Below are 25,688 nucleotides of genomic sequence, written 5' to 3'. Positions count from 1 at the left end.
ATGGTGGGCGCATGAAACAGCGCCCACTGAGCTTCGACGGATGAACTGGCGTACGCGCAGGCGCGTATTCCTCGGCGCGGAGGAGCCTATGGCGTAGCGGTGGCGTGTGAGCGCTGCGGTGACGAAGCGCTCTACGACGTGCCGTGGTACCGCCGGTTGTTGGTCTGAATGGCTTGAGTCGTAGTCGATGCGGTCTTGATTTTCGTGCCCGATTCAGCAAAGAGCGAGGGCCGCAAGCGCGTGGCCATGCGATGCGTCAGGCGACGAAGGGGCGCGCGACATGGCGGCGTGGAGGCGCGACTAGTGTGGATGTCGGCCCGATGTCGAGCAGGTTCACTCGCAAAAATGTGACGCGAGTACGAATCGGTTATGACGAGTAACAGATGTCGTTTTTTTGTCGACGACAGATATTTCGCATTTGTAATGCAATGCGGTATCCTCCACACCTCCGGCGGCCAATGTCGCCTCATTCAGCCATTGAGTCTGGCGCGAAAGGCTAGGTTCATTGCGCTAGCCCTACTATCACATTACACCGATATTTCGTGTCTCTTCGGGCTTCCATTCAATAACCTAGATGCCGCGCTCGTTTCTCGTGCTGCAAGGCACTGCTTCGCTTTTTTTCTATCGCCTCTCACGCGCGCTCCGGGACAAGGGGTTTGCCGTCTATCGCGTCAATTTTTGCGGTGGCGACTTGCTGTATGGTGGGGCAGGGACTGTTTTGAATTATAGCGGCGGGGTTGGGAATTTGCCGCAATGGTATGACGATATTGTGCGGCGAGAAAGGATCACCGACGTCATCATGTTTGGCGACTGCCGCGACATACATCGCGAGATGCTGGCAGTCTCGACGGCGCATGGCCTGCGTGTTCACGTATTCGAAGAAGGTTACATTCGACCGCACTGGATAACGCTGGAGCACCACGGCGTCAACGGGCGCTCGTTGCTGCCGCGCGACCCCGCATGGTATCTGGAGCAACGCAGCGTGACGCCGCCCGCCAGGCAGTGGCAGGCCACGGGCTATAACCTGTACGAGCGTGCGTTCCATGACATCACGTATCGTTTTGCGAACACGCTATGCTGGCCGCGGTTTCCGAGGTATCGCAGCCACCGACCGAAGAACGGATTTCTCGAGTACTCGGGGCTCGCCGTTCGCATGCTTCTGCAGCGTAAGCACCGACGTGAAGCAGAGATGGTCACGCGGGAATTGCTCGACAGCGGACATACCTACTACCTGTTTCCGCTGCAATTGAATTCGGATGCACAAATCGTCGTGCATTCGTCTTTCGATGGAATTCGAGCGGCGATCAGCCATGTTTTGGAGTCTTTTGCACGATACGCGCCGCGAGATGCGCTGTTGGTCATCAAAAATCACCCGCTGGATACAGGGCTGATCGAATATCGCAATTTTTCGCTTAAAATTGCGCGTGCCGCGGGCATGGAAGATCGGATCCGTTTCATCGATGCCGGCCATCTTCCGACGTTGCTTGAACACGCACGCGGGGTCGTGGTGATCAATAGCACGGTCGGTTTGTCTGCGTTGCATCACAAACGGCCGCTGGTTGCGCTTGGCTCGGCTATCTACAATTTCAGTGGCCTGACCTGGCAAGGTGATCTCGATGACTTTTGGCTTGGAGGCGTGCCGCCTGATATGGATCTCTATCACGCGTTCCTCGACTACGTGATGCATCACACCCAGATCAACGGCGATTTCTATACTCGGACCGGTATCGCGATGGCCATTTCGGGCGCGGTTGCACGGCTAGAGCATGCGGATGACTAGGGCGTCGGTCCGGCACGTCGTTGTCACTGGTGCAAGCTCGGGCATCGGCCGCTCTCTTGCGCTCGCGTACGCGCAAGCCGATGCCGTACTCGGCATCGTTGGCCGGAACGAAGCACAACTCGAATCGACCGCGGCGGCTTGCCGCGCGCGCGGCGCGAAAGTAATCGTCGGCATCGTCGACGTCCGGGAGTCCGATCCGATTCGCGCGTGGCTGCATCGTTTCGACGATCAGTATCCGATCGACCTGCTCATCGCCAACGCCGGCGTCGCGAGCACGCTGTCCTCCGCATCCGACTGGGAAGACCTCGACCGTATCACTACCGTCGTCGACACGAATTTCTACGGTGCGATGCACACGGTCCTCCCGGTTGTCGAGCGCATGCGCACCCGCAAGCATGGTCGCATCGCCGCAGTCAGCTCTCTGGCTGCCCTTCGCGGCATGGCTATCTCGCCCGCGTACTGCGCGAGTAAATCGGCGATCAAGGCCTACGCCGATTCGGTGCGTCCGCTTCTGAAGCGCGATGGTGTCGGTGTCTCGGTCATCCTTCCCGGCTTCGTCAAAACGTCGATGAGCGATGTTTTCCCCGGCGACAAGCCGTTCATGTGGACTGCCGATCAGGCTGCCGCATACATTCGCAGAAAGCTCGATGTCGGGCGCGCGGAAATCGCGTTCCCGGGTCTGCTTGCATTCGGCATGCGCATCCTGACCTTGTTGCCCATCACGCTGGCCGATGCGATCCTCGACAAGCTTTCGTATCTGCCCGGCAAGGAAGACGTAAATTGACGGGCACAATCTGGCTCACGTTCGCCATTGCGGCCGGCGTGTCGTTCCTGCCGGACCGCATCGCCGTCCCGCGCGTACAGTTGCGGCGTCGCGTCGATGCGCTGCTTCTGCACGTGCTTGCCGTCGTGTTCCTCGCGTCGCTGATGTTGCTTGTCACCGCGCGTCCGATCTTCTCTTCGGCCGTCGCGGTGGCGCTGGTCGGGCTCGTCGCGGTCGTCAGCAACGCCAAATACGAATCCCTGCGCGAGCCGTTTGTTTTCACCGATCTCAGCCTCTTCAGCCAGCTTTTCTCGCATCCGCGGCTCTATCTGCCGTTCCTGAGCGCGGGCAAGGTCGTCGCGATCGGCGTGGGCATCGTGCTTGTCATCGCGGGCTATCTCGCCGAGGCGCCTGTCACACCGCGTCCGACACTCGCGGCGTCGGTTGTCATGGTGTTGACATTCTTACTGGCTAGGTACGCTGCAGCACGCCTGCCGCTGGCGCTCGACGCCGAGAAGGATCAGCGCCGTCACGGTTTTTTCGCTGTCTTCATCGCATACTTGCTGAACGGCATGCGCCCCGCGACGTTCGAAGCGTTCCGGCGCGCGGTCGAAGCGGGACCGTTCGTAACCGGCACGCCGGGGCAGTGCCCGGACGTCGTCGTGATCCAGAGTGAATCGTTGTTCGACGTGCGGCGCATTTCACCGGCGATCGCGCCCGCCGTGCTTGCCCATTTTGATCGGGCGAGAAGCGAAGCGGTCTGTCACGGTGAGCTTTCTGTACCGGCATGGGGCGCAAACACGATGCGCACCGAATTCGCGATGCTGACTGGCCTGCCGTTCGAGCAACTCGGTTATGCGCGCTTTTATCCGTATGCATTCGTGCGCCGTGCATGCGCATCGATCGCGAACTGGTTCGGGCGTGGCGGTTACGACACGCTGGCGATTCACCCGTACTATGCCGATTTCTTTGGCCGCAACCGTGTCTTTCCGTTGCTCGGATTCAACACATTCATCGACATCGAACACTTTGCCGACGCGCCGCGCGCCGGTCCGTATGTCTCTGACGCAGCAGTGCTGGATGCCGTGATCGCCGCGCTGGAAAGCGAGCGGGACAAACCGCGCTTCATCTTCGCGATGACGATGGAAAACCACGGCCCACTGCACCTCGAGCAGGTTTTACCCGGAGAATCGACTTCACGGCATACTCTTGGCGAGGATGCGTGCTGGCGCGACCTGACAGCGTATTTGCGGCACATTGAAAATGCGGACGCAATGATTGGGCGATTACTCGATCATTTGCGTACCAGCGATCGTGAAACGGTCGTTTGCTTCTACGGCGACCACGTTCCCGCTCTGCCTCATGTGTTCGATAAACTGGACGTAAATCCGCAACACAGCGACTACTTCATTTGGCGGAATTACGGCGCAGTTGCTCCCGAATGCCGGAACTTGGCGGCCGAGGAGTTAGGGGCGGTACTGCTGCGTGTGGTAAAAGATGACGGAAATCGTGCGGAAGAGCCGTGCGCATCCGAGAAAGCGACATAAAAGATGAACAGTAAGATTGCAATAATTGGGATGGCGTGTCGGTTTCCCGGGGGCGCAAACAACCTTGGCGACTTCTGGCAACTGCTGCGCGACGAACGCGACGCAGTGACCGAAATCCCCGCCGACCGTTTCGGCACCGATTTCTACCAGCACCCGTCCAAACGCGAACCGGGCAAGAGCTATACGTTCTCGGCCGGCGTCGTCGACAACGTCGTCGGCTTCGACGCCGCGTTCTTCGGCATCTCCCCGCGCGAAGCGGCCCAGATGGATCCGCAGCAGCGTCTGCTGCTCGAACTCGCGTGGGAAGCGTTCGAGGACGCGGGCGTGCGCCCGGCCGACATGCGCGGCAGCAACTGCGGCGTCTTCGTCGGTGTCGCCAGCATGGACTACGGCAACCGCAACATGGACGATCTGAACGTGATCGATCCGTATTCGGCGACCGGCAACACGCTGAGCATCGCGTCGAACCGCGTGTCCTACCTGTTCGACCTGCGCGGCCCGAGCATGTCCGTCGACACGGCCTGCTCGTCGTCGCTCGTCGCACTCCATCAGGCCGTCCGGGCGTTGCAGTCCGGCGAAGCCGACATGGCGCTCGCCGGCGGCGTCAACCTGCTGCTGCACCCGTTCGGCTTCGTCAGCTTCTCCAAGGCGTCGATGCTGTCGCCGCGCGGCCGCTGCCGCGCGTTCGATGCGACCGGCGACGGCTACGTCCGCTCGGAAGGCGGCGCGTTCGTGCTGCTCAAGCCGCTCGAGCGCGCGCTCGCCGACGGCGACACGATCCATGCGGTGATCGCCGGCTCCGGCGTGAACTCGGTCGGCCACTCGCCAGGCGGCATCAGCGTGCCGGGCGCGGCCGCGCAGGCGTCGCTGCTGCGCAGCGTATACGCGCGCGCGGGTATCGATCCGCAGTCGCTGGCGTACCTCGAGGCGCATGGCACCGGCACGGCAGTCGGCGATCCGATCGAAGCGCGTGCGCTGATCGACGTCGTGTCGGGCGGGCGCCCGGCGGACCGTCCTCTGCTCATCGGTTCGGTGAAGACCAACATCGGCCATCTCGAGACGGCGTCCGGCATGGCCGGCCTGCTGAAGGCCGTGCTGTGCCTGAAGCATCGTGCGGTGCCGCGCTCGCTGCATTTCGTCACGCCCAATCCGGGCATCGATTTCGACGGCGGGCGTCTGCGCGTCGTCGATCGCTACATGCTGCTCGACGCGGGCGACGCGCCGCTGACGGTCGGCGTCAACTCGTTCGGCTTCGGCGGAACGAACGCACACGTCGTGCTGACCGAGGCGCCGGCGGCGGTCGCAAAGAATGCGTCGACGACCGCCGCGGAATCGACCCAAGCACCGTCCCCGCTCGTGCTGACTGCGCGCAGCGCAAATGCGCTCGGCGCGCTCGCGAGCCGCTATCTGGCGGTGCTCGACAACGGCGGTGACTGGCAGGCGCTTGCCGCCGCGGCCGCACGTCGCCGCCAATGGCTCGAGCATCGCGCGATCGTCGCACCGGCCGATGTGGTCGAAGGCCGCGCGGCGCTCGCGGCGCTGGCCCAGCCGGCGCCGGAAGGGCTGCCTGCCTGCGTGGCAACCGGCCAGGCACCCGCCGACGCGCTGCGCACCGCGCTCGTTTTCTCGGGCAACGGTTGCCAGTGGGTCGGGATGGGCAACGAGCTCTATGCCGAGAACGCGGTCTTCCGTGCGGCGCTCGACGAAGTCGACGCGCTGTGGTGCGCGGACGGCAGCCCGTCGCTGGTCGACGTGATGCGCGGCGGTCCGGGCGCGGAATGGCTGGTCGGCGCGGGCGCCGAATGGCTCGCCGCGACGGAAAACGCGCAGCCGCTGCTGTTCGCGATCCAGGTCGGCATGATCCGCGTGATCGACGCGCGCGGCATGCGCTACGACGCAGCGATCGGCCATAGCGTCGGCGAAATTGCTGCAGCCTGGGTGACAGGCGCACTGTCGCTCGCCGACGCGGTTCGCGTGATCAAGATTCGCAGCCGCGCGCAGGCGATGACGCGCGGCAGCGGCCGGATGGCGGCCGTCGGCATCGGCGACGCGGCGGCACGCGAACTGATCGCGCGCCACGGGCTCGCGCGCCGCGTCGAGATCGCCGGCATCAACAGCCCCGATGCGGTAACGCTCGCGGGCGAGCTGCAGGGATTGCAGGCGCTGGAGGCTGCGCTGCGCGGCAGCGGCAAGTTCTTCCAGATGCTGGATCTCGACTATGCGTTCCACAGCAGCCACATGGACCGCATCGAGCCGGTCGTGCTGGCCGAACTGGCCAGCCTGCGGCCGCAACCGGGCAACGGCGCTTTCGTGTCGACGGTGACCGGCGGCGCGCTCGCCGGCAGCGAGCTCGATGCCCGCTACTGGTGGCGCAACATCCGCGAGCCCGTGCGCTTCGGCGACGGCATCGCGCATCTGATCGAGCAGGGCGTCCGGCTGTTCGTCGAGGTTTCGCCGCATTCGATCCTGCGCATGTACGTGAAGCAGGCGTTCGCTGCGGCCGGCGCGACCGGCGTGGTGCTGCCGACGCTCAAGCGCGATCACGGCAGCGCGGTGACGCTGCGGCAGGCGATTCTCGTGGCGATCGCACATGGCGCGAACGTCGATCCCGACCGCTTTGCGCCGGGCACGTCGCGTGCGGCATTGCCGTCCTATCCGTGGCAGCGCGACCGTTATTGGCTGACGCCGACCGTCGAAGGCTACGGCCTCGTCAACCGCCGCCGCGAGCATCCGCTGCTCGGCTATCGCCTGCACGAACACGCATTCGCGTGGGAAAACCAGCTCGATCCGGCGAAGCTGCCGATGCTGGCCGATCATGTCGTCGATGGCGGCGTGGCGTTCCCGGGGGCGGGATACGTGGAAATGGCGCTCGCCGCGGCGCGCACCTTCTTCGATACGCCGGATGCGGCGCTCGAAAACGTCGAGATTCGCACGCCGGTCGTGTTCCAGCCGCAGCAGGCGAAGCTGTTCCGCCTCGTGATCGAGCCGCGCACCGCGACCTTCACGATCGAGACGCGCGACCGGATGTCCGAAGGCGCATGGACGCTGAACGTGACGGGGCGGATGCTGGAAAGCGGCAACGCACTCGGCGCCGCGAGCATCGTGCCGTCCGACACGCTCGATCGCCTGCTCGCGCTGCCGGCCGCCGACGGCGACACGCTGTACGCGAACACGGCGGCCATCGGCCTCGGCTACGGGCCGGCATTCCGCTGGGTCCGCACCGTGCGGGTTGCCGCGGACGACGACGCGGCGCTGGCCGACGTCGCCGCGCCTGCCGCCTGCGGGGACGCGCGGGCGCTGTCCGCCTATCTGCTGCATCCAGCGCTGATGGACAGCGGGTTTCATCCGCTGTTCGCGTTGCTTGCCGCGCACGCACGCGACGGCGAGCATCCGGCTTACGTGCCGGTGCAGATCGGCCGGGTCGACTATCTGCGCGGCGATACGGTCGAGCGCGTGCTCGCGCGGATCGACCGGCGCAGCCCGCATTCGATCGTCGCGCATTTCGAATTCCTCGATGCGCAGGGCGCGATCGTCGCGCGGCTCGGCGGTTGCCGGTTCCGGCGTGTCGATCTCGTCGGCCGCCGGCAGAACCTGCCCGCGCGCTTCGTCTACCGCCTCGAAGAGATACCGCTGCCGAACGAAGTCGACGCAGCCGGTTTGCCGGCGCCCGATGCACTGCTCGCACAGGCTGTCGCGCAGCTCGATGGCGCCGAAGACGACGGCCGCCGTACGCAACATCTGACTGAAATTCTGCCGCTGCTCGACGTGCTGGCGAGCCTCTACGTGTTGCGGGCATTCGATGCGCTAGGCGCATTCGACGGCACATGGCAGCCGCGGCCGGAGCGTGCGGCGCTGGCGGCACGTCTTGCCGATATGCTCGTCGAGGACGGTCTTGCCGATCGCGACGGTGCTCGTCTCGTGCGCGACGATGCCGCGTGCGCGGCGTTGCCGCCGCTCGACGAGCTGTGGCGCGGGCTGCTGGCCGAATCGCCGGGGCACGTGGCCGAGCTGACGCTGCTCGCGCATTGCGGCGCGGCGTTGCCCGACGTGCTGAGCGGCGCGAAGGATGGCGCACGTTTGCTGTCGCCGACCGGGCACAGTCTGGTCGAGCAACTCCTTGCCGCATCGCCGACCTGGCAGCACGTGCACGCGCTGCAGGCGGCGAGCGTCGAGCAGGCGGTCGATGCATGGCGTCCGGCGCGCCGGTTGCGCGTGCTCGAACTGGGCGCGACGGACGGCGACGTGCTGCAAACGCTCGGCCTGCATCTCGCGGCCGCGCGCTGCGATCACACGATCGCCGCGACGGCCGGCCAACTGGCCGGGTTCGACGCGGATGCGGAATCGGCGGTGCGCACGGTTGCGCTGCAGCCGGGCGAACGGCTGTCGCTGTCGGCCGATGAAGCCGGGCCTTACGACCTGATCGTCGCGAATCGTGCATTGAACGGCCGTCGCGATGTGGCCGATGCGCTGAGCGCGATCCGGTCGTGGCTGGCGCCGGGTGGATTACTGCTGCTGGCCGAGTCGCGCCGCGGTCGCTTCTCCGACATCGTGTTCGGCCCGCAGGCGTCGTCGACGGAAGCCGACGCACCTGTGCTGCTGGCACCGGCGGATCTCGATGCGGCACTGGATCGTGCCGGCTACGTCGACGTCGTGCGGCATGTCGAGCAGTCGCTCGATCTGGACGGCACGCCGACGTTCGTGATCGCGCGCAACCCCGCGAGCGCCGTTGCCGCGCAACGCGGCGACGGCCAGAGCGATCTCGATACGCTTGCACGCACTGAACAATGGCTCGTGGTGCACGCGCCGGATGCCGCTGGCAGTCTCGGTGGGCAACTGGCCGATGCGCTGGCGCAAGCTGGCTTTCCGGCCGATATCGTGGACATCACGCATGCGGCCGATGCGATCGCGTCGTTGCCGGCCGGGCAGCCGGCGCATGTCGTGTTCTGCGCGCCGGAAACGCCGCTGGCCGAAACGGCGACGGGCGACAGCCTGATGGCCGCGCAGCGCAACGGCGTGATCGCGCTTGCGGCGCTGGTCCGCGCGCTCGGCGCGCAGCCGAACGCCGCCACGCGGCTGACCATCGTCACGCGCGGCGGCGCGCCATTCGCCGGGACCGCGAATGCGCATCCGGAACAGGCGACGCTGTGGGGCCTCGGTCGCGTGCTGGCGAACGAGCATCCCGAACTCGCGTCGCGCCTGATCGACGTCGATCGCGCGGCGGACCGGATACCCGACGCGCTGATTCGCGAGCTGACCGGCGCGGCGGTCGAGGAAGAAGTGATCCTCACCGCACACGGGCGGCTGGTGCCGCGCATGCTGACGGCTGCGCAGGCCGCGGCCCGCAACGACGGCGCGATCGCGCGCGCGGCCGTGCTCGCGTTCGACGCGCCGGGTTCGTTGCGCAATCTCGAATGGTTTGCGTTGCCCGAAAGCGCGCTGGGCGCGGACGAGGTGGAAATCGAGCCCGTTGCAACCGGCCTCAATTTCCGCGACGTGATGTATGCGATGGGCCTGCTGTCCGATGAAGCGGTCGAGACCGGCTTCGCGGGCGCGACGATCGGCATGGAACTGTCCGGCCGCGTCGTCCGGGTGGGCACCGGCGTGACGGCATTCGCGCCGGGCGACGCGGTCCTCGGGTTCGCGCCGGCCTCGTTCGCGACGCGCGTCAGGACGCGCGCGCAAGCGATCGCGCTGAAACCCGAGCGCCTGTCGTTCGAGGAAGCGGCGACGGTGCCGACCACGTTCTTCACCGCGTATTACGCGCTCGTCGAACTCGCGCGACTGTGCCGCGGCGAGCGCGTGCTCGTGCACGGCGGTGCGGGTGGCGTCGGGATCGCCGCGATCCAGCTCGCACGCCACTTCGGCGCGGAAGTGTTCGCGACGGCCGGCAGCGACGAGAAGCGCGAGTTCGTGCGCCTGCTTGGCGCCGACCACGTGCTCGATTCGCGCAGCCTTGCGTTCGCGGACGAGATCCGCGCGATGACGGGCGGCCAGGGCGTCGACATCGTGCTGAATTCGCTCGCCGGCGAGGCGATGGTGCGCAGCATCGATACGCTGCGTCCGTTCGGTCGTTTCCTCGAGCTCGGCAAGCGCGACTTCTACGAAAACAGCCATATCGGGCTCAGGCCGTTCCGCAACAACATCAGCTATTTCGGCATCGATGCCGACCAGTTGATGGGCGCGTTGCCGGAGCTGACGGCACGCCTGTTCGGCGAAGTGATGGCGCTGTTCGCGGCTGCGTCGCTGCATCCGCTGCCGTACCGCGCGTTCCCCGCCGAACGGGCCGAGGACGCGTTCCGCTACATGCAGCAGGCGCGCCAGATCGGCAAGGTACTCGTGACCTATCCGTCCGGCACGCCGGCACCGACGCGCGGCATCACCGGCGCGGGTTCGCTCGCGCTCGATCCGCATGGCGTGTATCTGGTGGTCGGCGGCACGGGCGGGCTCGGCTTCGCGAGCGCGCGCTGGATGGTCGAGCGCGGCGCACGCCGGCTGACGCTGGCAAGTCGCTCCGGCGAACTCGCGGCCGCGGCGCGCGACGAAGTCGAGCGCTGGCGCGCAACGCTTGGTGTGACGGTCGACGTCGTCTCGTGCGATGTGACCGACGCCGCGGCGGTCGATGCGATGGTTGCCGCGCATGTCCGGCGCGACATCCCGCTCAAGGGCGTACTGCATTCCGCGATGTCGATCGACGACGGCCTCGTGCGTAATCTCGACGACGCACGCATGGCCGCGGTGCTCGCCCCGAAGGTGGCCGGCGCGTGGAACCTGCATCGCGCGACGCGCGCGCTGCCGCTCGATTTGTTCGTCGTCTATTCGTCGGCGACGACCTATCTCGGCAATCCGGGGCAGTCGAATTACGTCGCGGCCAACAGTTTCCTCGAGGCGCTCGTCGAACATCGCCGCGCGGCAGGCTTGCCCGGCACGTTCATGGCCTGGGGGCCGCTCGAGGACGTCGGTTTCCTCGCACGCCATGCGGATACGCGTGAGGCGTTGCAGTCGCGGATCGGCGGCGCGTCGATCACGTCCGACGAGGCGATGATCGCGCTCGAGCGGGCGCTGGTCGCGGGCGCGGCCGGCGAAGCCGTGGTGCGGCTCGACTGGCACGCCGTGGCGCGCGGGATGCCGGCCGCGAAGGCGCGCCGGTATTCGCTGCTGCAATCGCATGCGAACGGCGGCGATGCGCGCGATGGCGGCACGCAGCTGCGCGAAGAGGTGCTCGCGTTGCCGCGCGACGAAGCGATCGCGCTGGTTGCCGGGACGCTGCAGGCGCAGATCGCGCGGATTCTCCACATGACGCCCGATCGCATCGCGCTCGACAAGTCGGTGCTCGACATGGGCATGGATTCGTTGATGGGGATGGAGCTCGGCCTCGCGGTCGAGGAGGCGTTCGAGGTCAAGCTGTCGGTGATGGCGATCGCCGAGGGCGCGTCCGTGACGACGCTGGCCGGCCGCATCGTCGATTCGATCGGTGCGTCGGCCGATGCCGACGCCGGCCCGGCGACCGATGCGGCGCAAGAGGCGGTCGCGGCGCTCGCCGCGAAGCATGCGATCGAAGGCGAAGCACGCGCGATGCTCGACGGCCAGCCGGCATCCGTTGCGGGTCATGGATCGCCGACGCTGGAGGTCACTCGATGAGCGCGCCGACCGGCTGGGCGACGCGCCAGGGTACGCTGGCACGCACGTTGACGATCGACGGTCACGGGCTGCACACGGGGCGCCGGGTGGGCGTGCGGATCCTGCCCGCGCGTCCGGAAGACGGTGTGACAGGTATCGCGTTCCGTCGCGTCGCGCAAGGGCGCACGCTCGCGACGCTGCCGGTCGGCCCCGCGCTGCGCCGCGCGCAGCCGCTCTGCACGATGCTGCGCAATGCCGACGGCGTCGGCGTTCGCACGGTCGAGCATCTGCTTGCCGCGCTGCTCGCGTGCGAGATCGATCACGCGATCGTCGAACTCGATGCGGAGGAAGTGCCGATTCTCGACGGCAGCGCAACGCCATGGGTGGACGCGATCCGCGCATGCGGCCGCGTCGCGCTCGATGCGCCGAAGCGCTTCATTCGCGTGCTGCGGCCTATCGTCGTCACCGAAGGCGATGGCGACCAGCGGCGCGAAATGCGGATCGAGCCGGCGCCGCGCTACGAGTTGAGCGTGCGCAACGACCTGCGCGGCTTCGGCGACATGCACTGGGACGGTGCGCTGACGCCGGCTGCGTTCGCGACCGAAATCGCGCCGTCGCGCTCGTACGGGCGCGTGAAGTGGGCCGTGCCCGCGATCGTCGCCGGCTATCTGCGCGGCGTGCCGATCCTGCGCGGCGCGCGGCCGTCGTGTACCGCGTCCATCGTCGGCAATCGCGTGCTGGGCGGGATGCGGCTGCCGGAGGAGTTCGTCCGGCATCGCGTGCTCGATCTGGTCGGCGATCTCGCGCTGGCCGGCGCGCCGCTGCTGGCGCGCGTGAGTGCATGGCGGCCGAGCCACGAGATGAATTTCAGGCTGGTCGACGCGTTGCTGGCCGACAGCGACGCCTGGCAGTGGGCCGAGTTTCCCGACGCGTGACACCACGCCTTTTAAAAATTCGCGGCGTAACATAGCGCCTTTTCGAGATAAAGCGAAGGAAGCAATGGCACTGGGAGAGCATCTTCGCCAACAACTGGCGGCGAAAGCGCTGAAACGGCAACTGGAGCGCGCGACGGATGCAGCCGCGGCGCCGGGCGTGCCCGGCACGCCGGCTGCGCAGACCGCATCGGCGCGCAGCCGCTTCGAATCGATGCCGCAGTATCAGCAGGTCCGGATCATGCGCGAGATGGGCGAGAAGCTGCGCGTCGACTCGCCGTTCTTTCGCGTGCATGACGGCGTGGCCGGTGCGACGACGCAGATCGGCGGCCGCGAGTACCTGAACTTCGCGAACTACAACTACCTTGGGCTTGCCGGCGACCCGGCCGTGTCCGCGCGCGCGAAAGCCGCGATCGATCGCTACGGCACGTCGGCATCCGCGAGCCGCATGGTTGCGGGCGAGCGTCCGGTGCAGCGCGATCTCGAACGCGCGCTGGCCGCGTTCTACGAGACCGACGACTGCGTCGCGTTCGTGAGCGGGCATGCGACGAACGTGACCGTGATCGGCGCGTTGTTCGGCCCGGGCGATCTGATCGTCCACGATGCGCTCGCGCACAACAGCATCGTGCAGGGCGCGCAGCTGAGCGGCGCGAAGCGGCTGAGCTTCGCGCATAACGACTGGCAGGCGCTCGACGAACTGCTTTCGCGCGTGCGCCGCGAATACCGGCACGTGCTGATCGCGATCGAAGGGCTGTACAGCATGGACGGCGATTTCCCCGACCTGCAGCGCTTCGTCGACGTGAAGACGCGCCATGGCGCATTCCTGCTGGTCGACGAGGCGCATTCGCTCGGCGTGCTGGGCGCGACCGGCAAAGGCATCCGCGAGCATTGCGGCGTCGCGCCCGACCAGGTCGACATGTGGATGGGCACGATGAGCAAGACGCTGGCCGGCTGCGGCGGCTTCATCGCCGGCTGCCAGCCGCTCGTCGACATGCTGCGCCATCTGGCGCCGGGCTTCCTGTACAGCGTCGGGCTCGCGCCGACGCTCGCCGAAGCGTCGCTGGCTGCGCTCGAGCGCCTGCAGGCCGAGCCGGAGCGCGTCGCGCAGTTGCAGGCGCGCGGGCGACAGTTCCTGACCGAGGCGCGGGCCGCCGGGCTGAACACGGGCACGAGTGCCGGGTATGCGGTCGTGCCGGTGATCACCGGGAGTTCGCTGAAGGCCGCGCAGTGGGCGAATGCGATGTTCGACGAAGGGATCAACGTGCAGCCGATCTTCTATCCGGCCGTCGAGGAAAAGGCCGCGCGCCTGCGCTTCTTCATCTGCTCGACGCACGAGCCCGAGCAGATCAGCAGGACGGTCGCCGTGTTGTCGCGGCTCGCTGGGCGCACCGCATGACGGTGGCCGCCGCGTTCGCGCAAGCGGTTCCGCGTGCCGACGGGCACACGCGGTTTCGCGCGGCCGATGCGGACGACGCGGCGTCGTGTGCGCCGCTCGTGTTTGCGTCCGGCGTTGCCGAATTCGGCTTCTTTCTCGGCGAAAGCGATGCACGCTGCATCGCTTTCCTGCAGCAAGCGTTCCGGTCGCGTCATGGCCGCTTCTCGTGGCGCCGCCATCGCGTCGCGGTTGCCGACGACGGCGCCGTGCTCGCCGTGATGGCGATTCACGACGGGCAGCGGACGATGTTCGACGACGTGCATGTCGTGTGGGCACTCGCGCGCTTCTTCGGCGTGCGCCGCACGATCGGCCAGTTGCTGCGCGGGCTGATCCTCGAAACGGAAATCCCGGCGCCGAAGCGTTCGCAGATCCTCGTCGCGCATTGCGCGACGGACGAGCGCCAGCGCGGCGCGGGCATCTTCAGTGCGTTGTTCCGCGACGCGCTGGACGCCGGCGCACTGCCGGCCGACGGCAGCCGCGATGTCGTGCTCGACGTGCTGACCCGCAACGTGCGCGCCCGCGCGCTGTACGAACGGCTCGGGTTCGCCGTGCTGCCGCGACCGCGTGCCCGCTCGCGCCGGCTGCCCGCCGAACTCGATTCGGCCCGGATGCGGTTCTCGTGCCGCGCCTGACGGCGCGAACGGTTCCGGCGGCTACTTGTGCCGCGGGCTGAACGGCCGCTGCTGCACGTCCGCTCCCTGCGCGACGATCGCCATGCCCTCCGGCACTTCCTCCCACGCGCCGCGCAGGTCGACGAGCGGCCCGGCACGACCATGAACGCGTCGTCGCCCGCTTCGGCGATGCGCGGGTTATGCGGGTACAACTCGTGCAGGTGCTTGAACGACGGGCTGTGGAACAACCATCGAGATTGCCGGTTGCCGCGAGTCGCGAACCTATGCGCGTGGGATGATCGTCGATCGCGATGCCGTCAGCCTGGCAGCGGTAGCTTCCGGATGATCGCGTCTACGCACGCCGACGGACCGGCCTCGGCCGTCCTGACGTGTACGTCGGGAGACTGCGGTCGCTCATAGGCGGAATCGATGCCGGTAAACTGACGGATGGTTCCTTGCCGGGCCAACGCATAGAGTCCCTTTGGGTCGCGTGCCTCGGCGACGTCCAACGCGACGTCGACGAAGACCTCGATAAACGTGCCTGCGTCAAAGCGCGCGCGAGCCTTGTCGCGCGCCTCCTGAAATGGCGAGATCAGTGCCGCGATGACGACGAATCCGGCATCCACCAGCAGCCTGGCCACTTCGGCGGTTCGTCGGATATTTTCATGGCGATCTGCATCGCTGAACCCGAGATCCCGGTTCAGCCCCTCACGCAGACGGTCGGCGTCCAGCAGGTAGGTGCGAAGTCCGCGCGCATCGAGTTGTTCCTTGAGCAGATTCGCCAGCGTCGATTTGCCGGCGCCGGAGATCCCGGTCAGCCACACCACGAAGGCTCGATTCTGTTTCAGATGAGGACGTGCGGATTCACTGTCCGTCGGCGGGACGGGGGGCCAATTTTTGAAATCTTGAATCATTTCCGATTTGAGGTGCGGACGTCGCGCCGTTACTTGTTTTGAGTTTCGTTGACTTCTGTTGATAATTGTAACGTGCCGGAAAGTTTGTAATCCGTTCCTTTTTTAACGAATTGTTTCCTCCGCATACGTTTGGCGCCCCCTCCCGATGCCGTCGACTGTGTCAATCGGCTATTTGCGCCGCGGCCCGAACGGCCGCTGCTGCACGTCCGCCCCCTGCGCGACGATCGCCATGCCCTCCGGCACTTCCTCCCACGCGCCGCGCAGGTCGACGAGCGGCTCGGACACGACCATGAACGCGTCGTCGCCGGCTTCGGCGATGCGCGGGTTATGCGGATACAGCTCGTGCAGGTGCTTGAACGACGTGCTGTGGAACAACGAACGCGATTGCCGCTCGCTCGAGTAGCGCACCGCGATGATCCGTTCGCCATCGGTCGCGCAGATCGTCATGTTGAGCGGGTCGGCCACGCGATGCCGCGCGGCGGTTTCCTCGACCACGCCGACCATCCGTTCGAGCGCCTGCAGCGGCGTCTGCTCGAGGCCGTACGTCAGCGCGAGGCGGAACATCAGCTCGGAGTCGGTCGAGCCTTCGAGCGTCGGGAACAGCGCGGGATCGACCTTCATCGTCAGGTCGCGGCGCAGCTTGTGGAAGTCGCGGATCAGCCCGTTGTGCGCGAACAGCCAGCGGCCGTGGCGGAACGGGTGGCAGTTGGTTTCCTGCACGGGCGTGTCGGTCGCCGCGCGGATATGCGCGATGAACATCCGCGAGCGGATCGCGCGCGCGGCTTCGCGCAGGTTGCGGTCGTTCCACGCGGGATGCACGGAGCGGTAGCGGAACGGCAGTTCGTCGGGGTGCCCGTACCAGCCGATGCCGAAGCCGTCGCCATTGGTGGTCGTGGCGCCGAGTTCCGAATGCAGGCTCTGGTCGATCAGTGAATGCTTCGCGCGGAACAGCACGGTCTCGAGATGGATCGGATTACCCGTATAGGCGAGCCAGCGGCACATGGAGCGCTCCTTCACGATGGATCGTTCGCGCATGGTAGCGGACTTCGCGGGGCGGTTGCGCCTGCGCGTGCCGGGGCGGCCGCCCGGGCGAGCACGCCGCCCAATCCTCATACATGCCGCATCCGTATGCGCGATTCGCAACCGCCCGGCCAGGCGGCCGGGCGCCACGCAGCGGGGCGGCCCGCGACGGTGCCGCCGCGGCCGTCTCGCTCAGTCGCCGAGCGCGTCCATCACGCGCGCCGAATAGACGAGCGCCGCGCCCGCATTCAGCGCAATCGCGACGCCGAGTGCTTCCGCCACTTCCTCCCTGGTCGCGCCATGCTTCGCCGCTTCGGCCGTGTGAACGGCGATACAGCCGTCGCAGCGCGTCGTGACGGCCACCGCGAGCGCGATCAGCTCGCGCGTCTTCGCGTCGAGATGGCCCGTCTTCGCGCCGGCGCCGGACAGCGCCTTGTAGCCGGCCAGCGTATCGGGCGACAGCTTGGCGATGTCGCCGATGCGCGTCGAGAGTTCCTTCCGGTATTCGTTCCAGTTCAGCATGATGCGTCCTTTTCGAGAAGAGGTGAGGAGGGCGGCGGGCGCCGCGATCTCGGGCGATGCAGGGCTATTCTGATCGTTCGCGCTGAGGGTTTCGATACGCTAGAGTGTCAATTTTTAGCGCGATCGTCTCATGGATGCATTGAGTCAACTGCTGTCGCTGGGCCGCAGCCATGTCGAACTCGACGTGCGCTGCCTGCTCGACGGACCGTTCGCGATGCCGCACGACCCGCTGCCGCCCGGCGAGGCGGCGTTCCATCTGGTGCTGGCCGGAACGTGCCGGCTGCGTACCGCCGACGGGCGCACGCTGCAACTCGACGATGGCGATTTCGTGCTGCTGCCCGCGGGTGGCGCGCACGACCTGCTCGATGCGGGGGCCGGCCGGTCGCGGCCCGTCGCGCCGCTGCGCGAACCGGGCGCCGGCGGCGGCGCAGTGCTGCCGGTCAAGTCGAATCTCGATCCGGCCGAACCGGGCGGCGCGAGCGTGGACCTGCTTTGCGGGCGGTTCGTCTATGCGCGCGGCGCGGGCGAGTTGCTGATGCGCACGCTGCCGCAGGTGTTGCACGTCGGGTTGCGCGAGGCCTCGGGGTTCGCGCCGCTGCAACTGCTGACGAGCGTGCTGCGCACCGAGGCATCGAATGTGCAGCCGGGCGCCGGCGCGATCGTGAACGCGCTCGGCCAGGCGCTGCTCGCTTATGCGTTGCGCGCGTACGGCCGCGACGCGCGCGTGCCGTCCGGTTGGCTCGCGCTCGCAGCCGATACGCGGCTCGGTCCGTCGGTCCAGGCCGTGCTGCAGGCACCGGAGCACCCGTGGACGGTCGAGTCGCTCGGCGACGCCGCGGCGATGTCGCGCGCGACCTATGCGCGGCATTTCCGCGAGAAGGCCGGGATGAGCGTCGGCGCGTTCGTCGGGCAGATCCGGATGATGCACGCATGCGTGCTGCTGCAGGACACGCAGCGCGGGCAGGCGGAGATCGGCCAGGCGGTCGGCTATCAGTCCGAGGCGGCCTTCGGCAAGGCGTTTCGTGCGGTGCTCGGCACGACGCCGGGGCGCTGGCGGCGCGCGCAGCGCGAAATGTAAGACTGCAAGCACGGCCGTCTTGGCACTCGCCAAAGCTGCTACCATGCGCGAAATGCAGTTCAACGAAAACGATTCCGAACAAGAAGAAAGAGAGGGCAAAGCAATGAACCAGACCACCATCCAGCAGCCGTCGTTCGCGTTCGTGGCCGCGTCGTGGGCCGCGCTGCTCGCCGGTTTCGCGGCATTCCTGATTGGGCTCTGGAACGCCGGCATGCAGCTCAACGAGAAGGGCTACTACTTCACCGTGCTGGTGTTCGGCCTCTATGCGGCGATCTCGCTGCAAAAGAGCGTCCGCGACCGCGCGGAAGGTATTCCCGTCACGGGCATCTACTACGGCCTCAGTTGGATCGCGCTGCTGCTGTCGATTGCATTGCTGATCGTCGGCCTCTTCAACGCAACGCTGCAACTGAGCGAGAAGGGCTTCTACGCGATGTCGTTCGTGCTTGCGCTGTTCGGCGCGGTGGCCGTGCAGAAGAACACGCGCGACCTGCAGAGCGCGAAACCGCGTTATACCGACGCCGATTCCGCACCGCCCATCCAGGAGTAACGGCACGCGCGGCGGGCGCCCGCCGGGGGCGCCCGTTTCGCGACGACGTCCGCGGCGCCCCGCATTCGCCGGCGCGCCGCACGCTCCCCGCCTTTCGTTTCATCCATGCCGCTGCGCATGACGATGGAGATATTCAGGATGCCAGACCTCACAGATACCGCACCGTGCACGCGCGCGGCCGCCCGTGCCGTGGCGGCGAAAGCCGCGCTCGTGCTGGAGACGAACAACCTGCGCGGCGGCGCCGGCCTCGCACAGGCCGTCGACAGCCTGAAGCGCCTCGTGTCGGCGCTGTCGAAGCAGACCGTGCCGCCCGCGGCACTCGCGCAATGGATCATCACGCATGACGGCCTGCCTGCCGATGCGTGCGCGCGGATTGCCGCGCTGGCCGGCCGCCCGATCGACTTCGTCGAGATCGGCGCGAGCACCGGCTACTACGATGCGAAGAACGACGGTTTCGATCGCGTCGACGCGGCCCGCTGCGACATCGTCGTGTTCGGCGATGCCGATTGCCGGCCGGCCGACGACTGGCTCGAGCATCTGCTCGCGCCGTTCGCGCGCGATGCGGACGACGCGCCCGTCGCGGTGGCGGGGCGGACCAGCTATGCGCCGAACGTGCTCGGCATCGCGCTGACGTCGATCGATTTCATGTATTTCCCGAGCCCGCTGCGCGACGGCGCGACGCGCAACTTCTACGCGAACAACGTCGCGTTCCGGCGCGACGTGTTCGCGCAATTCCGCTACGAGCCGCTCGACGGCGTCTATCGCGCGCATTGCCAGGTGATGGGGCTGCGGATGCAGGCAGCCGGCGTGGCTGTCGAGTTCGCACCCGCCGCGCATACCGAGCATCGGCTGCCGGATACGCATCGCGAATCGCTGAAGCTGCGCTGGATGCGCGGCGAGGACAGCGTCGGGCTGACGCCGTATCTCGTGAACGCGTACCTGCCGCGCCAATGGCAGTGGCTTGGCCGCAGCGGCCCGCTCGGCCCGTTCTGCGTGATGGCGATGCGGCTCGGCTACAGCCTGCGCGCGCTCGATCGCCAGCAACTGCCGCGGCTTGGCGCCGTGCGCTATCTCGCGGCCGTCGGCGTCACGATCGCCGCGTCCGCCGTCGATACGCTCGGCGCGCTCGCGCGCGGTTTCGGTCTCGCGGGACGCGCGTCGGCCCGGCGCGATCTCGAAGCGCTGTCCTATCACCGTCATTGAAACGGCGCCGCACATCGCGGCGCTGCCACGTCACTCCGACACGCTGCATCCATCCCGACGACGACCATGCCTTCATTCGCCACCCGTGTTGCCTGCCTCGCCCTGTTTGCCGCCAGCGCCGGCGCCCATGCCGCGCCGGTCGATCACGCGGGGCGCGGGATCTTCCACTTCGCGTCGCAAAGCGGCTGCCCGTTCGCGAACGCGGCCGCGACGGACTGCAATCGCGTCGCGCTCGATGCGTCCGACGTTCACGCGAGCATCGATACCGACGCGCACGCGATCGTCTTTTCGAGCGATGCGAATCGCCGCACGAAGGACGTGCTCGGCGACGTGCTGCTGCAGGGCACGGGCGTCGACGGCGACGGCCGGCGCGTGCCGTTGAGCGTGCACCTGCTGCTGCGTCGCGACGGTGCGAAATGGGATCGCGACGTGTATGTCCATGCGCCGGTGCACGGCAAGTTCACCGATGTCCGGATCGATCCGTATCGTGTGCGCGTGAAGGAGAGCGACGGCGAGCGCGACGTGCTGACGCCGGACGAAACGCTTGCGCTGTTCGCGCATCCGTCGCTGGCATCGCGGCTCGCGCGACATCTCGTGAAGGTGAGTGCGACCGATCCGAGGCAGCCATCTGCCGACGACATCACGATCGCGCTCGGCGTCGGCGGCCTGACGAAGTCGGTCGCGCGTGCGAGCTTCACGTCGAACGCGCCGCGCGATGCGGACGTCGATTGCGCACTCGCGTCCGGCACGTGGTCGATTCGTTTCGATGCGCTGAGCAATCACATTCCGGTGTGGGTCGCGCAGCGCGAACTGTTCCTGTTCGGTCTCGACGGCAGTGCGCTTTTGAAAGAGGTGCGCGAGCGCGGCTTCAGGAAGAACGACCGGATCGAATTCGGCGCGCGCGACGGCAACGGCTATCTGCGCGTAAACGGCCGCGAGGAGGCATTCGCGGGGGCGGCCGCGTCCGCGCATGCGTTCATTCAGGAAAGCTTCGTCGGCCTGATCCTCGGCTGGCGTCGCGATCCGGCTGCTGCTGCGGCATCCGCGACGAAATCCGCGTCCGCGCGGGGCGTGCCGGCATGACCGCGGCAGGCGAACTGCCCGCGTCGCCGCAGGCGGCGCACGGCGAGCGCTTCGATTGTCTCGACGCGCCCGTGCCGCACGGCGCGGCGCGGGTGCGCGCGTATCTCGTCGATCGCATCAAGCGGGCGGCGATCCGGCAGCTTCATCGCAGCACGCATGGAGAGTGCTGGATGCTGCGCATGTACCTGATCGGCGAAGAAGCGACCGAGTGTGCGTTGCACGAGGACTGGACCGGACAGCCGCCGGACTGGCTCGCGCCGCGGATCGAGCAGCATCTCGCGGACGAGCGCCGCCACGCAGCCGCGTTTGCCGATGCACTGCGCCTGCGCGGTGTCGCGGCTTTGACGGCGCCGCACGAGCCCGACTGGCTGAGCCGGCGCAAGATCCTGCGATGGCGACGGCTCGCGCAGCGCTACGCGCCGCAGTTCGCGCAAGGCGTGCTCGTGCCGGCCTATGCGACCGGGCTGTGCGCGGAGCAGATGGCGATGCGCGTGCTCGCGCGTCACTGCGCGACGATCGGCGATACGCATCCGCTGTATCCGCTGCTCGCGCGTGTGCTCGCCGACGAGACGCGGCACGTCCGGCTCTGTTCGGATACGCTGCGCCGTCTCGTCGCACCGTCGGAGGCTACGCATCTCGCCGCGTTGCTGGACGAGATCCGCGCGATCGAAGCCGGTTTCGGCGTGACGGGTGCGCTGGCAATGTACGCGGCCGGATGGATCCAGTCGCTTCGTCCGCGCGCATGATGCCGCGGATCGTCTATCTCGCGACGGCCGACGCGCGCGGCCACCTGATGCGCGCGCAACTGCTCGTGCATGCGTTGCGCACGGCAGGCGTGCAGGTCGACGTGCTGACGACGTCCGATGCGGGGCAGGCATTCCTGTCCGCATTCGGCATCGATGCGGACGTGCTGTCTCGTCACTACGCGGTGCAGTTCGACGAACGGCAGAACATGCTGCGCGATGCGACCGATCGCAATGTCGCGCACTACGTGTTCAGGCCGACGCGCATGCTGTGCGATATCGCGCGGCTGCGTGCGATCGTTCGCGATGCCGATCTCGTGATCAACGACTCGTTTCATCCGGCGCTGCTGTTCATGGGCGCAATGCCGGGATGGCGGCGCCGGATCGTTCATGTGTATGGCGGGAGCCTGCGCCGCGCGCTGACTGCGAATTTTGATGCGCGGCTGCCGCGCGCGCTGGCGCGTGCGTTTGCGCGGATAGTCGACTGGCAGATCGATTCGGCGCGGTGCTGCATCGAGCACGATTTTGCGTACGAGGTGACCGACGATGGGCAGCGATCGAGCGGGCATTGCCGGTTGCCGACGCCGGTGCCGGTCGTCGCCGAACTGCCGGCTTCGGAGCCGGCGGCCGCCGCCGTTTATCTGAATCCGCACTTCCGTGATGTCGTGCTCGCCGATGCGCTGTCGGCCGGCATGCGCGACGCGGGGCTCGCCGCGCACCGCGCGGGCGAGGGTTACGTCGGGCACGACGGCTGGACCGGTGTCGACGCCGACTGGGCGACCCGTGCCGCACATGCGCCGCTGATCGTATCGGCACCCGGAATGGCCGCGCTGTCGATCGCCCGCGTGTATCGACGCCCGATCCTGCTTGTGCTGTCCGATCAACCCGAGCAGGCGAGCAACGCCGCGCGCGCGGCACGGCTGCAACTCGTCCATCGCATCGTCACGTGGCGCGGCGATGCGGCCGCGTTCCGGCAGGACGTCGGGCAGGCGGCAGCCGACCTGATGCGCAATCCGGGCACGCCGGCAGGAACGATTGCCGGCCGCGAGCATGCGCGTGCGCGCGTCGATGCGTGGACGTCGCGCATCCTCGCGCTGCGTCCGCATGCGCGGACGATCGATGCGGATCCCCGATGCGAAGCGCCGGCGCCGCGATGAATACATTGTTGCTTCGTGACGATCGCCGGCCCGATATCCGGCAGATGCTGGCCGCGACGTTCGGCATGGCCGCGGGCCTCGCGATCTTCTTTCTGCTGGAGCGCAGCGTCATCCCGCGCTACGTGTTGGCCACGGCGCTCGATGCGCGGATTCCGTTCATCGCATGGTCGTGGTTCGTCTATGTCGGCTTCTTTCCATTCGTGATTGCGCTTGCCGCATATGCTCGACCGTCCGCGTTCGCCGCGTTCAAGGAGGCCGTGCCGATCGCGTTCGTGCTCGGTGTCGTCTGCTTCCTGCTGTTTCCGGAAGCGGTGCCGCGGCCGGACGTCGCGGAGATCGGCAATACGTTCGTGCGTCACCGTCTCGCGCGCATGTGGCAGCTCGATCTCGCGGCCAACGGCTTTCCGAGCCTGCATGTCGCGGTGACGTGCCTCGCCTGCCGGATGCTCGCGGACCGACGCCGGATCGTGGCGACAGCGATCGGTCTGCTGATCTGTGTGTCGACGCTGACGCTCAAGCAGCATACGGTCGCCGACGTGCTGGGCGGCGTGGCGCTCGCAATGGTCAGTGCGCTGTGGGTGGGGCGGCGTTCGCTGCGCAGGAGGCTCGCGTGATGACGGATGCTCATGTTCATCATGGCGACCAGAACGCCGGGCTTGCGCAGTTCGTGCCCGATCCCGCGCTGTTTCGCGTGAGTGCGTCGCGAGTCGGCGCGGCGCTGGCCGGCGACTGGCTGATGATTGCCGCTGCGTTCGCGGTGGCGATCGCGTTTCCGCATCCGCTCGTGTACGCGTTTGCCGCGATCGTGATCGCGCGCAGCCAGCTTGCGCTCGCGGTCATGATGCACGAAGGTGCGCACGGGTTGCTGGCACGGAACCGGCGCGTCAACGACGTGCTGGGCCAGTTGTTCGCGGCCGGCCCGCTGTGGCTGTCGCTGCGCACGTATCGTGCGGGCCATCTGAAGCATCATCGCGCGCCGATGCAGCCGGACGACCCCGTCGCGTTACTGTTCGGCGTGCACGACTATCCGGTGACGCGTGGGCGCTTGATCGGCCGCCTGCTTGCGTACGCGTGCGGGATCGGCTACGTGACGAGCGTCGTGAAGCTCGCGCGCGGCGAGTTTGCGCATGCGTTGCCGAAGGTCCGGAAATCGCGTGCGTATGCGGCGTGGGAAGTCGCGTCGATGCTGGCCGGCAACGGCTTGCTGTTCGGTGCGCTCGCGCTGGCCGGACATCCGCTGCTGTACATCGGGTTGTGGGTCGTGCCGTCCGTCACGCTGTTGCCGCTCGCCGGGCAGGTGCGCGCGATCTTCGAGCACGCGGGGCTGCCGGCCTGCGAGGACCAGAGCCGCAACGCGCGCACGATCGTCCGGCGGTCGTGGCAGACGTTCCTGTTCGGTCCGCACGCGATTCATTTTCATATCGAACATCACCTGTTCATGCGGATGCCGTTCCATAACTTGCCGGTCGTGCATCGGCAACTCGCGCAGCGGCAGTTGTTGCCCGACGGCAATCTGTACGCGGGATACGGTGCGGTGCTGCGCGACGTGAGCGTGTGATGACTTGCGGGCGGGGATTGTGCAGCGAGACGCGCTACCGCTACAGCGCCCGATGGTAGCGGTAGCCTCTTGGGGCGCGCACTGTTTGAGTCTGAGCCAGATGCTTGCTTACTCAACCGGATACAGGAGGGGGAATTTTCGAGCCGGGCTCGGCAAGAAGCAGACGCAAAAAAGCCTCCACGCGGGAGGCTTCAATTGCAACTATCAAAAAGATAGATGGTAGGGTGGGAGGGACTCGAACCCTCGACTCTCTGATTAAAAGTCAGATACTCTAACCAACTGAGTTACCACCCCACGTCCTCAAAAACTGCTCGAGAACGAGAAAAACGGCTTCAGGCTGTAGCCGATGCGGACTGAGCTAACGACCCAAAGAGCAAAAGATTATAGCGGCGGGTTGTCGACCCGTCAACAACCCGACACGATAATTATTTGATCGTTTCGAGCTTGCCCTGCGCCGTCTGCGCCGCGTTCGACCCGGCGTACTGCGACACGACCTGCTCGAACGTCTTCTTCGCGGCCGCCTTCTGGCCTTGTTCGAGCTGGTTCGTACCGATCGCCACGAGGGCGTCGGCCGCGCGCGGGTGCTGCGGGAACTTGCTCACGATCCCTTGCCACGTCGCAGTCGAGCCGCGGTAGTCGCGCAGCGCGTATTGCGCATTGCCGAGCCAGTACTGCGCGGTCGGCTGGTACGGGCTCTGCGGATACTTCGCGATGAAACTGCGGAACGAAGCCGCCGCCGCCTTGAAGTTGCCGTTGCGGAACTGCTGCTGCGCCGCGCTGAGCGCATCCGTTTCACCCGGCTGCACGGTGCCTTCGACACCGTCGATCGTCGCCTGCTGCGGCTCGAACTTCTTGAGCCGCGTGTCGAGATCCTGGTAGTACTCCTTCTGCTGCCGCTCGAGCGTCGTCAGCCGGTTCGTCAGATCCTCGTTCTCGCCACGCAGCGTCGCGACCTGCTGGTTAAGCTGGTCGAGACGGCCGGATTGATCGAGGATCGTACGCTGGGCGGCGGACAACTGGCTCGCCAGGTTGTCGGTCTTGCTGCGCAGGTCGAGCACGGCGCGGCGCGCTTCGTTGTCGTCGAACACGCCGGCGTGCGCCGGCGCGGCCGACCACGCCGCGCCGACGACGCAGAAGGTTGCGGCTGCACGCAGCCAGGTTACACGGTGCGTCATACG

General features: G+C 67.0%; 19 protein-coding genes, 1 tRNA gene and 1 pseudogene. 15 read left to right on the top strand and 6 right to left on the bottom strand.

The window, feature by feature from the left end; genetic code table 11:
• Positions 1-574 precede the first annotated feature (574 nt).
• From JYG32_RS10655 to JYG32_RS10625, 7 genes are all read left to right on the top strand, one after another.
• Positions 575-1,780 (top strand): capsule biosynthesis protein, encoded by a 1,206-nt coding sequence (locus JYG32_RS10655; protein ID WP_213263526.1) that lies wholly within the window; start codon positions 575-577, stop codon positions 1,778-1,780.
• The gene (locus JYG32_RS10650) at positions 1,773-2,564 is read left to right on the top strand and encodes an SDR family NAD(P)-dependent oxidoreductase (RefSeq protein ID WP_213263525.1); all 792 of its coding nucleotides are present in this window, start codon (positions 1,773-1,775) and stop codon (positions 2,562-2,564) included. Before JYG32_RS10655 ends, JYG32_RS10650 begins: the two co-directional genes overlap by 8 nt.
• Positions 2,561-4,090 (top strand): LTA synthase family protein, encoded by a 1,530-nt coding sequence (locus JYG32_RS10645; protein WP_213263524.1) that lies wholly within the window; start codon positions 2,561-2,563, stop codon positions 4,088-4,090. Before JYG32_RS10650 ends, JYG32_RS10645 begins: the two co-directional genes overlap by 4 nt.
• 3 nt (positions 4,091-4,093) lie before the next feature.
• Entirely contained in the window at positions 4,094-11,728 is a 7,635-nt protein-coding gene (locus JYG32_RS10640; RefSeq protein ID WP_213263523.1) for a type I polyketide synthase, read from the top strand.
• Positions 11,725-12,642, top strand: a complete 918-nt coding sequence (locus JYG32_RS10635) for a UDP-3-O-acyl N-acetylglycosamine deacetylase (RefSeq protein WP_213263522.1) — start codon at positions 11,725-11,727, stop codon at positions 12,640-12,642. The genes JYG32_RS10640 and JYG32_RS10635 overlap by 4 nt, the downstream gene beginning before the upstream one ends.
• A 64-nt stretch (positions 12,643-12,706) precedes the next feature.
• A complete protein-coding gene (locus tag JYG32_RS10630; protein ID WP_213263521.1) occupies positions 12,707-14,035 on the top strand; it encodes an aminotransferase class I/II-fold pyridoxal phosphate-dependent enzyme in 1,329 nt (442 codons plus the stop codon).
• The gene (locus tag JYG32_RS10625; RefSeq protein WP_213263520.1) at positions 14,032-14,706 is read left to right on the top strand and encodes a GNAT family N-acetyltransferase; all 675 of its coding nucleotides are present in this window, start codon (positions 14,032-14,034) and stop codon (positions 14,704-14,706) included. The genes JYG32_RS10630 and JYG32_RS10625 overlap by 4 nt, the downstream gene beginning before the upstream one ends.
• Before the next feature lie 21 nt (positions 14,707-14,727).
• Here the strand turns inward: JYG32_RS10625 and JYG32_RS10620 are convergent.
• The 4 genes and pseudogenes from JYG32_RS10620 to JYG32_RS10605 form a co-directional block, all read right to left on the bottom strand.
• Positions 14,728-14,948 (bottom strand): annotated as a pseudogene (locus JYG32_RS10620) (class II glutamine amidotransferase); the annotation flags it as partial.
• A gap of 54 nt (positions 14,949-15,002) precedes the next feature.
• Positions 15,003-15,599 carry an adenylyl-sulfate kinase gene (gene cysC, locus JYG32_RS10615; RefSeq protein WP_433960824.1) on the bottom strand — a complete coding sequence of 199 codons (597 nt, stop codon included), beginning with the start codon at positions 15,597-15,599 and terminating at the stop codon, positions 15,003-15,005.
• Between the two features lie 168 nt (positions 15,600-15,767).
• A complete protein-coding gene (locus tag JYG32_RS10610) occupies positions 15,768-16,601 on the bottom strand; it encodes a class II glutamine amidotransferase (RefSeq protein ID WP_213265416.1) in 834 nt (277 codons plus the stop codon).
• A gap of 210 nt (positions 16,602-16,811) precedes the next feature.
• Positions 16,812-17,141: a carboxymuconolactone decarboxylase family protein gene (locus JYG32_RS10605; protein WP_114176220.1), complete on the bottom strand. Its 330-nt coding sequence runs from the start codon at positions 17,139-17,141 to the stop codon at positions 16,812-16,814.
• 130 nt (positions 17,142-17,271) lie between these two features.
• Between JYG32_RS10605 and JYG32_RS10600 the strand changes: the two genes are divergently transcribed.
• The 8 genes from JYG32_RS10600 (at position 17,272) to JYG32_RS10565 (ending at position 24,510) form a co-directional block, all read left to right on the top strand.
• Positions 17,272-18,219, top strand: coding sequence for a cupin domain-containing protein (locus JYG32_RS10600; RefSeq protein WP_213263519.1), 948 nt, complete (start codon positions 17,272-17,274; stop codon positions 18,217-18,219).
• A gap of 103 nt (positions 18,220-18,322) precedes the next feature.
• A complete protein-coding gene (gene yiaA, locus JYG32_RS10595) occupies positions 18,323-18,766 on the top strand; it encodes an inner membrane protein YiaA (RefSeq protein WP_174379843.1) in 444 nt (147 codons plus the stop codon).
• A 138-nt stretch (positions 18,767-18,904) separates the two neighbouring features.
• The gene (locus JYG32_RS10590) at positions 18,905-19,969 is read left to right on the top strand and encodes a glycosyltransferase (protein ID WP_174379842.1); all 1,065 of its coding nucleotides are present in this window, start codon (positions 18,905-18,907) and stop codon (positions 19,967-19,969) included.
• A gap of 66 nt (positions 19,970-20,035) precedes the next feature.
• Positions 20,036-21,052, top strand: coding sequence for a hypothetical protein (locus tag JYG32_RS10585; protein ID WP_213263518.1), 1,017 nt, complete (start codon positions 20,036-20,038; stop codon positions 21,050-21,052).
• The gene (locus JYG32_RS10580; protein ID WP_213263517.1) at positions 21,049-21,798 is read left to right on the top strand and encodes a hypothetical protein; all 750 of its coding nucleotides are present in this window, start codon (positions 21,049-21,051) and stop codon (positions 21,796-21,798) included. The genes JYG32_RS10585 and JYG32_RS10580 overlap by 4 nt, the downstream gene beginning before the upstream one ends.
• On the top strand, positions 21,795-22,952 hold the full coding sequence (locus JYG32_RS10575) for a hypothetical protein (RefSeq protein WP_213265415.1): 1,158 nt from the start codon (positions 21,795-21,797) through the stop codon (positions 22,950-22,952). Before JYG32_RS10580 ends, JYG32_RS10575 begins: the two co-directional genes overlap by 4 nt.
• Complete coding sequence (locus JYG32_RS10570; RefSeq protein ID WP_213263516.1) at positions 22,949-23,566, top strand: phosphatase PAP2 family protein; 618 nt, start codon at positions 22,949-22,951, stop codon at positions 23,564-23,566. The genes JYG32_RS10575 and JYG32_RS10570 overlap by 4 nt, the downstream gene beginning before the upstream one ends.
• Positions 23,566-24,510 (top strand): fatty acid desaturase family protein, encoded by a 945-nt coding sequence (locus tag JYG32_RS10565; protein WP_174379838.1) that lies wholly within the window; start codon positions 23,566-23,568, stop codon positions 24,508-24,510. Before JYG32_RS10570 ends, JYG32_RS10565 begins: the two co-directional genes overlap by 1 nt.
• A gap of 217 nt (positions 24,511-24,727) precedes the next feature.
• Here JYG32_RS10565 and JYG32_RS10560 read toward each other — a convergent pair.
• A tRNA-Lys gene (locus JYG32_RS10560) sits at positions 24,728-24,804 on the bottom strand.
• Between the two features lie 131 nt (positions 24,805-24,935).
• Positions 24,936-25,685 (bottom strand): tol-pal system protein YbgF, encoded by a 750-nt coding sequence (ybgF, locus tag JYG32_RS10555; protein WP_174379837.1) that lies wholly within the window; start codon positions 25,683-25,685, stop codon positions 24,936-24,938.
• Between the last annotated feature and the right edge of the window lie 3 nt (positions 25,686-25,688).

It is taken from the genome of Burkholderia pyrrocinia, from assembly GCF_018417535.1.
Taxonomy (GTDB): Bacteria; Pseudomonadota; Gammaproteobacteria; order Burkholderiales; family Burkholderiaceae; genus Burkholderia; species Burkholderia pyrrocinia_E.
This window is presented reverse-complemented; position numbering and strand designations above follow the sequence as displayed.

Excerpts from the sequence above, each read along its gene's own strand:
- JYG32_RS10575 (WP_213265415.1), top strand. The coding sequence starts at position 21,795 with ATGATGCCGCGGATCGTCTATCTCGCGACGGCCGACGCGCGCGGCCAC.
- JYG32_RS10635 (WP_213263522.1), top strand. The coding sequence starts at position 11,725 with ATGAGCGCGCCGACCGGCTGGGCGACGCGCCAGGGTACGCTGGCACGC.
- JYG32_RS10630 (WP_213263521.1), top strand. The coding sequence starts at position 12,707 with ATGGCACTGGGAGAGCATCTTCGCCAACAACTGGCGGCGAAAGCGCTG.
- JYG32_RS10610 (WP_213265416.1), bottom strand. The coding sequence starts at position 16,601 with ATGTGCCGCTGGCTCGCCTATACGGGTAATCCGATCCATCTCGAGACC.
- JYG32_RS10600 (WP_213263519.1), top strand. The coding sequence starts at position 17,272 with ATGGATGCATTGAGTCAACTGCTGTCGCTGGGCCGCAGCCATGTCGAA.
- yiaA (WP_174379843.1), top strand. The coding sequence starts at position 18,323 with ATGAACCAGACCACCATCCAGCAGCCGTCGTTCGCGTTCGTGGCCGCG.
- cysC (WP_433960824.1), bottom strand. The coding sequence starts at position 15,599 with ATGATTCAAGATTTCAAAAATTGGCCCCCCGTCCCGCCGACGGACAGT.
- JYG32_RS10565 (WP_174379838.1), top strand. The coding sequence starts at position 23,566 with ATGACGGATGCTCATGTTCATCATGGCGACCAGAACGCCGGGCTTGCG.
- JYG32_RS10640 (WP_213263523.1), top strand. The coding sequence starts at position 4,094 with ATGAACAGTAAGATTGCAATAATTGGGATGGCGTGTCGGTTTCCCGGG.
- JYG32_RS10655 (WP_213263526.1), top strand. The coding sequence starts at position 575 with ATGCCGCGCTCGTTTCTCGTGCTGCAAGGCACTGCTTCGCTTTTTTTC.
- JYG32_RS10650 (WP_213263525.1), top strand. The coding sequence starts at position 1,773 with ATGACTAGGGCGTCGGTCCGGCACGTCGTTGTCACTGGTGCAAGCTCG.
- JYG32_RS10605 (WP_114176220.1), bottom strand. The coding sequence starts at position 17,141 with ATGCTGAACTGGAACGAATACCGGAAGGAACTCTCGACGCGCATCGGC.
- JYG32_RS10590 (WP_174379842.1), top strand. The coding sequence starts at position 18,905 with ATGCCAGACCTCACAGATACCGCACCGTGCACGCGCGCGGCCGCCCGT.
- JYG32_RS10570 (WP_213263516.1), top strand. The coding sequence starts at position 22,949 with ATGAATACATTGTTGCTTCGTGACGATCGCCGGCCCGATATCCGGCAG.
- ybgF (WP_174379837.1), bottom strand. The coding sequence starts at position 25,685 with ATGACGCACCGTGTAACCTGGCTGCGTGCAGCCGCAACCTTCTGCGTC.
- JYG32_RS10625 (WP_213263520.1), top strand. The coding sequence starts at position 14,032 with ATGACGGTGGCCGCCGCGTTCGCGCAAGCGGTTCCGCGTGCCGACGGG.
- JYG32_RS10585 (WP_213263518.1), top strand. The coding sequence starts at position 20,036 with ATGCCTTCATTCGCCACCCGTGTTGCCTGCCTCGCCCTGTTTGCCGCC.
- JYG32_RS10580 (WP_213263517.1), top strand. The coding sequence starts at position 21,049 with ATGACCGCGGCAGGCGAACTGCCCGCGTCGCCGCAGGCGGCGCACGGC.